Origin of the sequence: Citrobacter portucalensis (assembly GCF_023374935.1) — a bacterium.
GTDB classification, from domain to species: domain Bacteria; phylum Pseudomonadota; class Gammaproteobacteria; order Enterobacterales; family Enterobacteriaceae; genus Citrobacter; species Citrobacter portucalensis.
This window is the reverse complement of the sequence record NZ_CP092466.1, coordinates 4,213,226-4,224,812: the sequence shown is the minus strand read 5'-3', so window position 1 is coordinate 4,224,812 and position 11,587 is coordinate 4,213,226. Positions and strand designations below refer to the sequence as shown.

The 11,587-nt window shown below is 54.0% G+C and carries 10 protein-coding genes; 5 read left to right on the top strand and 5 right to left on the bottom strand.

The window, feature by feature from the left end; genetic code table 11:
• Positions 1-208: 208 nt before the first annotated feature.
• Entirely contained in the window at positions 209-1,864 is a 1,656-nt protein-coding gene (sgrR, locus tag LY264_RS20515) for an HTH-type transcriptional regulator SgrR (RefSeq protein WP_048214950.1), read from the bottom strand.
• A 99-nt stretch (positions 1,865-1,963) separates the two neighbouring features.
• Here sgrR and sgrT point away from each other — a divergent pair, with 99 nt between their 5' ends.
• The 5 genes from sgrT (at position 1,964) to idnR (ending at position 6,837) form a co-directional block, all read left to right on the top strand.
• Positions 1,964-2,092, top strand: a complete 129-nt coding sequence (sgrT, locus tag LY264_RS20510; RefSeq protein WP_020996233.1) for a glucose uptake inhibitor SgrT — start codon at positions 1,964-1,966, stop codon at positions 2,090-2,092.
• Positions 2,093-2,200: 108 nt separating this feature from the next.
• Positions 2,201-3,379 carry a sugar efflux transporter gene (locus tag LY264_RS20505; protein ID WP_003829576.1) on the top strand — a complete coding sequence of 393 codons (1,179 nt, stop codon included), beginning with the start codon at positions 2,201-2,203 and terminating at the stop codon, positions 3,377-3,379.
• A 278-nt stretch (positions 3,380-3,657) separates the two neighbouring features.
• Positions 3,658-4,422: a gluconate 5-dehydrogenase gene (idnO, locus tag LY264_RS20500; protein ID WP_008786186.1), complete on the top strand. Its 765-nt coding sequence runs from the start codon at positions 3,658-3,660 to the stop codon at positions 4,420-4,422.
• A gap of 56 nt (positions 4,423-4,478) precedes the next feature.
• Positions 4,479-5,762 (top strand): MFS transporter, encoded by a 1,284-nt coding sequence (locus LY264_RS20495; protein ID WP_048227099.1) that lies wholly within the window; start codon positions 4,479-4,481, stop codon positions 5,760-5,762.
• Positions 5,763-5,844: 82 nt separating this feature from the next.
• Positions 5,845-6,837: a DNA-binding transcriptional regulator IdnR gene (gene idnR / locus LY264_RS20490; RefSeq protein ID WP_032944294.1), complete on the top strand. Its 993-nt coding sequence runs from the start codon at positions 5,845-5,847 to the stop codon at positions 6,835-6,837.
• A 45-nt stretch (positions 6,838-6,882) separates the two neighbouring features.
• Here the strand turns inward: idnR and leuD are convergent, their stop codons facing one another.
• The 4 genes from leuD to leuA are packed head-to-tail and all read right to left on the bottom strand — an operon-like array spanning position 6,883 to position 11,564.
• Positions 6,883-7,488 (bottom strand): 3-isopropylmalate dehydratase small subunit, encoded by a 606-nt coding sequence (gene leuD, locus LY264_RS20485; protein ID WP_003829572.1) that lies wholly within the window; start codon positions 7,486-7,488, stop codon positions 6,883-6,885.
• Positions 7,489-7,498: 10 nt separating this feature from the next.
• Positions 7,499-8,899, bottom strand: a complete 1,401-nt coding sequence (gene leuC / locus LY264_RS20480; protein WP_048227098.1) for a 3-isopropylmalate dehydratase large subunit — start codon at positions 8,897-8,899, stop codon at positions 7,499-7,501.
• Between the two features lie 2 nt (positions 8,900-8,901).
• On the bottom strand, positions 8,902-9,993 hold the full coding sequence (leuB, locus tag LY264_RS20475) for a 3-isopropylmalate dehydrogenase (protein ID WP_003829570.1): 1,092 nt from the start codon (positions 9,991-9,993) through the stop codon (positions 8,902-8,904).
• On the bottom strand, positions 9,993-11,564 hold the full coding sequence (gene leuA / locus LY264_RS20470; RefSeq protein WP_003829569.1) for a 2-isopropylmalate synthase: 1,572 nt from the start codon (positions 11,562-11,564) through the stop codon (positions 9,993-9,995). The genes leuB and leuA overlap by 1 nt, the downstream gene beginning before the upstream one ends.
• Positions 11,565-11,587 lie beyond the last annotated feature (23 nt).

Below are 11,587 nucleotides of genomic sequence, written 5' to 3'. Positions count from 1 at the left end.
CGACGGGTATCTCTCAGCCCATACACTTCATCATTCACGCTGCCTCTGTGTTGGCAGCGCTCGCTCACCCCAGTCACATAGTTATCTATGCTCCTGGGGACTCACTCGCTTGCCGCCTTGATGCATCATGAATGATCTTGTGTATGTTTTTTATTTAGCACCCCGTTGAGAACGGCGTTAGTGTAATGATTTTGTTGCTCAGCAGCAATTAAGGATCCGGCGGCGCAAACCATGCCGATTTAAAATCAAACCAGCCGAGGGTATTCATGCGCAGCCCGCGCATGCTTCGCTGTCCCTGAATGATCAGCCAGTGGTGGATCAACGGCACAATGGCCTTTGTGGCGAGCAGTTGTTGGCACCATGCCGCCAGGCTCATTTCGCCCGTTCGCCAGCGAGCCGCATCGTTTTCCCAGTCACGCGAGATACAGTTTTGCAGCAAAGGGACTTCGCACAAATGGGCGAACAGTGAGAAGTCCAGCGGGAGGGTAAAGTTGGCGCTGTTGAGCCAGATATCGCTGACGATTTCACCTGCATGCCATTGATCGTAGTCGATCTCCTGAATATTCAACTGTACCTGATGCTGCGCCAGCAACGTTTTCATGATCTGCGCGATAATCCGGTGTTCGATATGATCGCGATAGTAGGTGATTGTCAGCGTTTCCAGCCCTGCGGGTTTTTCACCGTGGCCAGGTTTCGCGTGGTGCCAGCGGGGGAGTAAACCATACGCGGGAAACCACAGTCGCTGGTACTGTTCGTCGGCGTGGCAAATTAAATTTGTTGGCGAGAGAACGCGGCTTGCCCACTCGCGTACCTCCTGATTAGCGCCACGGTGGCTACGCGCATCAAACAGCAGGTAGTAGCAGCCTTCTTCGAGGCGGCTTTCGATCGCCTTTTCATCCTCTGTGGGGCCTTTTAGCGTCAACCCGCCGCCCGGTTCTTCTCCGATATCGGGTAATACCCAAACGTTAACTTCGTCGATCAAGGCCCGGTAGCCAAAGTAATCATCAAATGCATGAATTTTCAGTTGGTTATTGGTGTTGCGCATTACCGCATACGGACCGGTACCAATCGGGTGACTGGAGAAGTTGTTTAGCGTTTCCCATTCTCGCGGCAGGATCATGGCGGGGACCTGCCCCAATAGCCAGGGAAGCCAGCGATCTGGCTGGGCCAGATGGATATCCAGCGTCCAGGCCGTGGGAGAGACGATCTGCGTGATGTGTGAGTACAGCGGCAGGGCGTTAATGCGCCTCAGCGAGGCGATAACATCTTCCATTTCCAGCTCGCGGCCATGATGGAAATGGATCCCCGGGCGCAGGAAGAATCGCCAATGCAAAGGTGAAATTTGCTGCCAGTGATGGGCAATGTCCGCTTCCAGTTCCCCATTTTCCTCATTTACCCGAATTAAGGCACTGAAGATTTGGCGGGCGATATGGGTTTCGGAGCGGCGTAATGCCGTGCCGGGGAGCAGGTTGTGCATGGGGCGATAATAGAGAACGCGCATGATATGCCGACCCTGGCGAAAGCTGCGACCCAGATGGGAGACCAGCATTTGCCGTACGGCCGTTTTGTCACCGACAAGCTGCACTAGTTGATCGATGCGATCCTGTTCCAGTAGGTCTTCCGCGCGCTGCTGCTGGAGCGCCAGCCCGGTATAGAGGAATGTCAGTCGCGAGCGTTTACCTCGTCCAACTTCAGCTTCCCACGTTAACCAGCCACGATCCTGCATGGTATTAAGCAGCGTACGCATATGGCGGCGCGAGCAGCTCAGCAGATCCGCCAGCTCGTTGAGCGTCGTGTCTTGCGTCTTGCCGTCACAGCATTGCCACAGACGGATGAACTGTTGTTGCAAACGACCAGAAGACATAAAAGGGGAACTCCTGCGGAAAACTCAGCAATTTTATAATCCCTATATTAAGCCAATAATAGATTCCGATGAAGCGATGAGACAACGAAGGGGTCATCTATGCGTCAGTTCTGGTTGAAGTACTTTACCGCGACAGAAAAATCGTCCTGGTTGGCTTGCCTGAGCGCACCGCAGCGCTTAAAGATGCTCGAAGAGCTGATGCAGTGGGAGATGACATCTGACTCCTGAATTGGGAATTGCAGACATCATGTGTGACTGAGTATTGGTGTAAAATCACCCGCCAGCAGATTTTTTCTGCTGGCTTTTTTCGTATCAGCCCAGCCAATAGGGATAACAATGCTCTGGATTATGACCATGGGACGGCGCCTCAACGGCGTTTACGCGGCATTTATGCTGGTCGCTTTTATGATGGGCGTGGCGGGGGCATTGCAGGCACCCACGCTGAGTCTGTTCCTGAGCCGTGAGGTCGGGGCGCAGCCATTTTGGGTCGGGCTGTTTTACACCGTCAATGCGATTGTCGGGATCGTCGTCAGCCTTGGCCTCGCGAAACGATCTGACAGCCAGGGCGATCGGCGTAAGTTGATCATGTTCTGCTGCCTGATGGCAATTGGCAACGCGTTGCTGTTTGCCTTTAATCGCCACTATCTTACGCTGATCACCTGCGGTGTGCTGCTGGCCTCGCTGGCGAATACTGCCATGCCGCAACTGTTTGCGCTGGCGCGGGAATATGCTGATAACTCCGCGCGTGAAGTGGTGATGTTTAGCTCGGTGATGCGTGCGCAGCTTTCGCTGGCCTGGGTGATTGGACCGCCGCTGGCATTCATGCTGGCGCTGAATTACGGCTTTACGGCGATGTTTTCCATTGCTGCAGGGATTTTTGCCATTAGCCTGGTGCTGATTGCGCTGATATTGCCGTCAGTCGCCCGGGTGGAGCAGCCTGTAGACGTGCCGCTGGAACAGACCGGCGGTTGGCAGGACAAAAATGTGCGCATGTTGTTTATTGCCTCCACGCTGATGTGGACCTGCAACACCATGTACATCATCGATATGCCGCTGTGGATAAGCCTTGAGCTGGGCTTGCCAGACAAGCTGGCCGGGATCCTGATGGGGACGGCGGCTGGGCTGGAAATTCCGGCGATGATTCTGGCGGGCTATTACGTGAAACGCTTTGGCAAACGGCGAATGATGATCGCGGCCGTCGCGGCAGGCGTGCTGTTTTATCTTGGTTTGATCTTCTTTCACAGCCGTACGGCGCTGCTGGTGCTGCAACTGTTTAACGCGGTATTTATCGGTATTATCGCCGGAATAGGCATGCTGTGGTTTCAGGATCTGATGCCCGGACGTGCGGGATCAGCGACCACATTATTTACCAACAGTATTTCAACGGGAGTCATTCTGGCAGGGGTGATTCAGGGGGCTGTTGCGCAAAGCTACGGTCACTATGCCGTCTATTGGGTGATTGCGGTGATTTCGGTGGTGACGCTGTGGATGACCGGGCGGGTGAAGGATGTTTAGTCCGGTGCAGTCCCGGCGTTGCAGTGCTCGACCGGACGACATTTCGTATTCGCTTTTGTCGTTTTTGTAGGCCGGATAAGGCGTTTACGCCGCCATCCGGCAACCTGTCTTTACGGCCTGATCGCGTTACGCTTATCAGGTCTATCCCTCTTTTTTTCATCTTGCACGTAAATGTAATGTTGATCACATAACGATCATTTTCCTCTTCCTTGATCTTCTTTTTTCTACTGTTACGCGTATACAGTTACGCGTAACAGTTATTAAAAAAGGAGTTTTTTATGAAAAACCTATTCGACCTGACCGGCAAACGCGCGCTGATTACCGGTTCCGCTCAGGGCATTGGTAACCTGTTGGCCAACGGTCTGGCGGCGCACGGTGCTGAGATTGTGATTAACGATATTACCCAGCAGCGCGCTCAGGCGGCGGCGGACAAACTGGTTGCCGAAGGCTATCGCGCCGTTGGCTATGGTTTTGATGTCACCAACGGGGAAGAGGTGGCGCGCGCCATCGCGCAAATTGAAAAGGAAGTTGGGGCCATTGATATTTTAATTAACAACGCCGGAATTCAGCGTCGTTTTCCCTTCACCGAATTCCCGGAGGCTGAATGGGACAAAGTGATTGATGTAAACCAGAAATCGGTCTTTCTGGTGTCGCAGCAGGTTTCCCGCTACATGGTGCAACGCCGCCGCGGGAAGATTATTAATATCTGCTCAATGCAAAGCGAATTAGGTCGTAAAACCATTACTCCATACGCGGCGTCAAAAGGCGCGGTCAAAATGTTAACCCGTGGCATGTGCGTGGAACTGGCGGAATACAATATTCAGGTCAACGGCATTGCTCCCGGCTATTTCGCTACCGACATGACCACCGCGCTGGTCAACGATGAAGCATTCTCCGCCTGGCTGTTCCAGCGCACGCCCGCCGCTCGCTGGGGTAACCCGGAAGAGCTTATCGGCGCGGCGGTTTATCTTGCCGCGCCCGCCTCTGACTTTGTGAATGGGCATCTTTTGTTTGTGGACGGCGGCATGCTCGCCGCGGTCTGATCAATAATGGGCCGCAACGCGCGGCCTGAGCGAAAACAATAATCCAAGGAGTGAGTATGAATATGCTCGCAAAACTGCCAGCGCGTCGCTGGTGGTATTTAATGCCGATTATTTTTATTACCTACAGCTTAGCTTATCTCGACCGCGCCAATTACGGCTTTGCCGCTGCCGCCGGTATTGAACATGACTTAGGAATTACTCAGGGAACAGCATCGTTAATTGGCGCGTTATTCTTCCTGGGCTATTTCTTTTTCCAGGTGCCGGGCGCGATGTACGCCGTTAAGCGTAGCGTGCGCAAAATGATTTTTTACAGCCTGATCCTTTGGGGGCTTTGTGCCGCGGCGACCGGCTTTGTCAGCAATATCCCAACGCTGATGGCGATCCGCTTTATTCTCGGCATCGTCGAAGCAGCGGTGATGCCCGCGATGCTGATTTATATCAGCAACTGGTTTACCAAAACTGAACGCTCGCGCGCCAACACCTTTTTAATTCTCGGCAACCCGGTCACAGTACTGTGGATGTCGATAGTCTCCGGCTACCTGATTGAAGCCTGGGGCTGGCGCGAAATGTTTATTATCGAAGGTATCCCGGCGGTGATCTGGGCGTTCTGCTGGGTGATTCTGGTACGCGACAAACCGGCGGATGCGGGCTGGTTGAGCGAGCAGGAGAAACAGGCATTACAGCAGGCGATGGATCGCGAGCAGCGCGACATCAAACCGATGCGTAACTACGGTGAAGCGATGCGTTCACGCAGCGTCATTATGCTTTGTGCGGTGCATGCGCTGTGGAGCATCGGGGTGTATGGCTTCATGATGTGGATGCCGTCAATCCTCAAAAATGCAGCTCAGATGGACATTGTGGCGGTGGGCTGGCTGGCAGCGGTGCCGTATCTGGCGGCGATCTGCCTGATGCTGACCGTCTCCTGGCTGTCCGATAAGTTCCAAAATCGTAAGCTGTTTATCTGGCCGCTGCTGTTGATTGCCGCCATCGCGTTCTTTGCCTCGTGGCTGTTGGGCAACCAGTCCTTCTGGCTCTCCTACGCGCTGCTGGTTGTGGCCGCCGCCTGTATGTATGCACCTTACGGGCCGTTCTTTGCGCTGATCCCCGAACTGCTGCCGCGCAACGTCTCCGGTGTGTCGATGGGGATGATCAACAGTTTTGGCGCGTTAGGGGCATTCCTCGGCGCGTGGCTGGTGGGTTACCTCAACGGCGTGACCGGCGGGCCGGGCGTCTCCTACACCTTCATGGCGATTGCTCTGCTGGCGTCGGTGGTGCTGATGTACTGCGTTCGTGCGCAAAATGAAACCACGTCGCCGTCGGCTGAGATGGCTACGCGTTAAGGTTGAGCGAGGAGTGCAGTCGCTAACCGGCTGTGATAAGGTTCTCTGCGAGCATAATGGGCTGTTGGTCGTAGAGAACCTCATGAAAAACAATCGGATGACATTACAGGATATCGCTAATCTGGCCGGGCTGAATAAGATGACGGTCAGCCGTTATCTGCGTGACCCGAATCAGGTGTCGCAACGCAGCCGCGAATTGATTTCGAAAGTGATGGAAGAGAACAACTACATCCCCAACCGCGCCCCGGAAATTCTGCTCAACGCACGCAGCAAAACCATTGGTGTGCTGATCCCCTCGTTTCGTAATCAGATCTTTGCCGACGTGCTGGCAGGGATTGAATCCGTCACCTCGGCCTGCCAGTACCAGACGCTGATCGCCAACTACGAATATGATGCCGAGCGTGAAGAACGCGAGGTGCTGAACCTGCTCTCTTACAATATCGACGGCCTGATCCTCACGGGAAAGCTGCATACAGAGCGAATGATCCAGTACGTGCGCGCCAGCGGCGTACCGGTGGCGGAACTGATGGATATTAGCGGCCAGTATCTTGATATACAGGTTGGGTTTGATAACGAAAAAGCCGCGTTTGAAATGACGCAGGCTTTTATCGACAGCGGTAAACGCAGCATTGCTTTCTTTGGCTCGATGGATGACCCCCGAGACCTTAGCCGTTTTCGCGGCACCGAGAAAGCGCTGGCGGCGCAGGGACTGGAAGCGTACCACCTGGCGCCAAAAACTATTTCGTCGGTGGCGCTGGGCCGCAAGATGTTCCAGCAGGCGATGGCGGAAAAGCCGGATATTGACGCTATTTTCTGTACCAACGATGACCTGGCGGTTGGCGCGCTGCTGGAGTGTCAGGCACAGCAGTACGATGTGCCGGGAAAAATGGCGATTGCCGGTTTCCACGGGCTGGAAATTGGCCGTGCGCGGCTGCAAAAAATCGCCAGCGTGATTACGCCACGCTTTGAGATTGGCAAAACGGCGGCGGATATTCTGATTAAGCGTTTGAACGGGAAAGATGCGCCGGGCAGCGTCAATCTTGGCTACCAAATCTATTACGGCGATACGCTGTAGGTGAAGAGAAAGGGCTGGCCACCGTGCGGTGACCAGCGGAAGAGATTACTGCATAAACGCTGGCTGCTTGTCTTCGTACTCGGTGATGGCCGCTTCATGTTGCAGCGTCAGCCCGATGCTGTCCAGACCGTTCAGCATGCAGTGGCGGCGGAAGTCGTCAATTTTAAAGCTGTAGGACTTATCGCCTGCTTTCACCACCTGCGCTTCCAGATCCACTTCAAATTTAATGCCCGGATTGGCTTTCACCAGCGCGAACATTTCATCTACCTGCGCGTCGCTCAGGGTCACCGGCAACAGTTGGTTATTGAAACTGTTGCCGTAGAAGATGTCGGCGAAGCTTGGTGCGATCACCACTTTAAAGCCGTAATCGGTCAGTGCCCACGGCGCATGTTCGCGTGAAGAGCCGCAGCCAAAGTTTTCCCGTGCGAGCAGAATTGATGCCCCTTTATATTCCGGGAAGTTTAAAACGAACTCAGGATTCGGCTGTTGGCCCTTTTCGTCCAGAAAACGCCAGTCGTTAAACAGATGGGCGCCAAAACCGGTGCGCGTAACCTTCTGCAAAAACTGTTTAGGGATAATTGCGTCGGTATCAACGTTGGCGGCATCCAGTGGGACAACCAGGCCGGTATGCTGGGTAAATTTCTCTGCCATGGTAGTTTCCTTATTTGATGCTGCGAATGTCGGCAAAATGACCGGTTACGGCGGCAGCGGCGGCCATGGCCGGGCTGACTAAATGCGTGCGACCACCGCGGCCCTGACGACCTTCAAAATTACGGTTGCTGGTGGATGCGCAGCGTTCGCCTGGGTTCAGGCGGTCATTGTTCATCGCCAGGCACATGGAACAGCCCGGTAAACGCCATTCAAAACCGGCTTCGATAAAGATCTTATCCAGACCTTCTGCTTCCGCCTGCGCTTTCACCGGACCAGAGCCCGGCACCACCAGTGCCTGCACACCCGGCGCAACTTTGCGCCCTTTGGCGATTTCTGCCGCGGCGCGTAAATCTTCAATACGCGAGTTGGTGCAGGAACCGATGAACACTTTATCGATAGCCACTTCCGTTAACGGAATACCCGGTTTCAGCCCCATATACGCCAGCGCTTTTTCAGCCGATGCGCGCTCAACGGGATCGGCAAATGACGCCGGGTCGGGAATATTATCGTTCACCGAGATGACCTGACCCGGGTTTGTTCCCCAGGTGACCTGCGGTGCGATCTCTTCTGCCTGCAGGGTAACGACGGTATCAAACGTCGCGTTGTCGTCGGTTTTCAGCGTTTTCCAGTATGTAACCGCGTGGTCAAAATCCTCGCCCTTCGGTGCGTGTAAACGACCCTGCACATAGTTAAAGGTTGTTTCATCCGGTGCAACCAGACCCGCTTTAGCACCCATTTCAATGGCCATGTTGCACAGGGTCATCCGGCCTTCCATGCTCAATGCACGGATGGCTTCGCCACAAAACTCAACCACGTGTCCGGTACCGCCTGCGCTACCGGTTTTACCGATAATCGCCAGCACGATATCTTTGGCGGTAATGCCAGGGGCTGCTTTACCGTTGACTTCAATCTTCATGGTTTTGGCGCGCCCCTGTTTCAGGGTCTGCGTCGCCAGAACGTGTTCAACTTCAGAGGTGCCAATGCCAAATGCCAGTGCGCCGAACGCGCCGTGTGTAGCGGTGTGGGAATCGCCGCAGACGATGGTCATACCCGGCAACGTTACGCCTTGTTCTGGCCCCATCACGTGAACGATACCCTGATACGGATGGTTCAGGTCGTACAGCTCGACGCCAAATTCGTTACAGTTCTTAATCAGCTCCTGCATCTGGATGCGCGCCATCTCACCCGACGCGTTGATATCTTTGGTCTGGGTAGAGACGTTGTGATCCATGGTGGCAAAGGTTTTACCCGGCTGGCGCACCTGACGGCCATGCGCGCGCAGACCATCAAACGCCTGCGGAGAGGTCACTTCATGCACCAGATGCCTGTCGATGTACAACAGTGGGGTTTCGTTTTGCGCCTCAAAGACGACGTGCGCATCAAACAATTTTTCGTACAACGTTTTGGCCATGATTACACCCCTTCTGCGACGTAACGGGCAATGATGTCGCCCATTTCATCGGTACTGACTGCGGCAGCGCCACGGGCTAAGTCACCGGTGCGAATACCTTCTTCTAATGCGCGGTTGATGGCGCTCTCAATTGCGGTTGCCGCATCATTGGCATCCAGGCTGTAGCGCAGCAGCAGCGCCAGCGACAGGATCTGGGCGATAGGGTTGGCAATGTTTTTCCCGGCGATGTCCGGAGCGGAGCCGCCAGCAGGTTCGTACAAACCGAAGCCCTGCTCATTCAGGCTGGCGGACGGTAACATGCCCATTGAACCGGTGATCATGGCGCACTCATCAGACAGAATGTCACCAAACAGGTTAGAGCACAGCAACACGTCGAACTGGGATGGATCTTTAATTAACTGCATTGTCGCGTTGTCGATGTACATATGCGCCAGTTCAACGTCTGGATATTCATTAGCAATTTCATTGACGATTTCGCGCCACAGAATAGACGTTTGCAGTACGTTAGCTTTATCAATCGACGTAACTTTACGGCGACGTTTGCGAGCGGATTCAAACGCGATACGCGCAATACGTTCGATCTCGAAACGGTGATAAACCTCGGTATCAAAGGCTTTTTCATGTTGTCCGCTGCCTTCGCGGCCTTTTGGTTGACCGAAGTAAATCCCGCCAGTCAGTTCGCGTACGCACAGGATGTCGAAACCGTTCGCGGCAATATCTGCGCGCAGAGGGCAAAACGCTTCCAGCCCCTGGTAGAGCTTAGCCGGGCGCAGGTTGCTGAATAATTTGAAGTGCTTACGCAATGGCAGCAGTGCGCCACGCTCTGGCTGCTGGTTTGGCGGTAAGTTTTCCCATTTCGGGCCGCCAACGGAGCCAAACAGAATGGCGTCAGCTTGTTCACAGCCTTCAACTGTTGCAGGTGGCAGCGGCTGACCGTGGTTATCGATCGCGGCACCACCCACGTCGTAGTGGCTGGTGGTAATGCGCATGTTAAAACGGTTACGGATTGCGTCCAGTACCTTCAGGGCTTGCGCCATCACTTCCGGGCCAATACCGTCACCCGGCAAAACAGCAATATGATAATTCTTCGACATCACACGGTTTCCTTGTTGTTCTCGTTGTTCTGAGCTTTGCGTTGCAATTCTTTTTCGACTTCTTCGGCGCGCCAGATGTTGTTCAGCACATGCACCATCGCTTTAGCAGAAGATTCGACGATATCTGTCGCCAGACCGACGCCGTGGAAACGACGACCGTTATAGTTGGCAACGATATCCACCTGACCCAGCGCATCTTTACCGTGCCCTTTGGCGGTCAGGCTGTATTTCACCAGTTCGATGTTGTACTCAGTTACACGGTTGATGGCCTGATAAATAGCATCGACCGGACCGTTACCGTTCGCCGCTTCGGCTTTAACTTCTTCACCACAGGCCAGCTTGACGGAGGCGGTGGCGATGTCATTGGAGCCGGACTGCACGCTGAAGTAATCCAGACGGAAATGCTCCGGTTCTTCCTGCTGTTTATTAATGAAGGCCAGCGCTTCCAGGTCGTAATCAAATACCTGACCTTTTTTGTCCGCCAGTTTCAGGAATGCGTCGTACAGGTTGTCCAGGCTATATTCATTTTCTTTATATCCCATCTCGTCCATACGGTGTTTCACCGCGGCGCGTCCGGAACGGGAGGTCAGGTTCAACTGTACCTGGTTCAGACCAATGGATTCAGGCGTCATGATTTCGTAGTTTTCACGGTTTTTCAGTACGCCGTCCTGATGGATGCCGGAGGAGTGGGCAAAGGCGCCGCTACCGACAATGGCTTTGTTTGCCGGAATTGGCATGTTGCAGATTTGGCTGACTAACTGACTGGTACGCCAGATCTCCTGGTGATTGATGCGGGTCTGTACATTCAGGATATCTTTACGCACCTTGATCGCCATGATCACTTCTTCCAGTGAGCAGTTACCGGCGCGTTCGCCGATACCGTTCATCGCGCCTTCCACCTGACGCGCTCCGGCGTGAACGGCTGCCAGTGCGTTGCCTACGCCCAAACCTAAATCATCATGGGTGTGTACGGAGATGATGGCTTTATCGATATTTGGTACGCGTTCATACAAGCCAGAAATGATTGCCCCAAATTCGAAAGGCATGGTGTAACCGACGGTATCAGGGATGTTAATGGTTTTAGCACCCGCGTTAATGGCAGCTTCAACCACGCGAGCCAGATCGGCGATAGGGGTACGGCCTGCATCTTCGCAGGAGAACTCCACGTCATCGGTATAATTACGCGCACGCTTAACCATGTAGACCGCGCGCTCAATGACCTCATCCAGCGTACTGCGTAATTTCGTCGCGATGTGCATCGGCGAGGTGGCGATAAACGTATGAATACGGAAAGCTTCAGCGACTTTCAGCGATTCTGCAGCGACGTCGATATCTTTTTCTACGCAGCGGGCTAAGGCGCAAACGCGGCTGTTTTTAACCTGACGAGCAATGGTCTGAACTGACTCAAAGTCGCCCGGTGAAGAAACGGGGAAACCTACTTCCATCACGTCAACGCCCATACGCTCAAGGGCCAGCGCAATCTGCAGTTTTTCTTTCACACTCAGGCTTGCCTGTAACGCCTGTTCACCATCGCGTAAGGTGGTATCGAAAATAATGACTTGCTGGCTCATGGTTTAGGTCCTTGGTTTCTTAG

Coding starts and splice junctions, on each gene's coding strand:
- LY264_RS20495 (WP_048227099.1), top strand. CDS start 4,479: ATGAATATGCTCGCAAAACTGCCAGCGCGTCGCTGGTGGTATTTAATG.
- leuA (WP_003829569.1), bottom strand. CDS start 11,564: ATGAGCCAGCAAGTCATTATTTTCGATACCACCTTACGCGATGGTGAA.
- LY264_RS20505 (WP_003829576.1), top strand. CDS start 2,201: ATGCTCTGGATTATGACCATGGGACGGCGCCTCAACGGCGTTTACGCG.
- sgrT (WP_020996233.1), top strand. CDS start 1,964: ATGCGTCAGTTCTGGTTGAAGTACTTTACCGCGACAGAAAAATCGTCC.
- leuB (WP_003829570.1), bottom strand. CDS start 9,993: ATGTCGAAGAATTATCATATTGCTGTTTTGCCGGGTGACGGTATTGGC.
- sgrR (WP_048214950.1), bottom strand. CDS start 1,864: ATGTCTTCTGGTCGTTTGCAACAACAGTTCATCCGTCTGTGGCAATGC.
- leuC (WP_048227098.1), bottom strand. CDS start 8,899: ATGGCCAAAACGTTGTACGAAAAATTGTTTGATGCGCACGTCGTCTTT.
- idnR (WP_032944294.1), top strand. CDS start 5,845: ATGAAAAACAATCGGATGACATTACAGGATATCGCTAATCTGGCCGGG.
- idnO (WP_008786186.1), top strand. CDS start 3,658: ATGAAAAACCTATTCGACCTGACCGGCAAACGCGCGCTGATTACCGGT.
- leuD (WP_003829572.1), bottom strand. CDS start 7,488: ATGGCAGAGAAATTTACCCAGCATACCGGCCTGGTTGTCCCACTGGAT.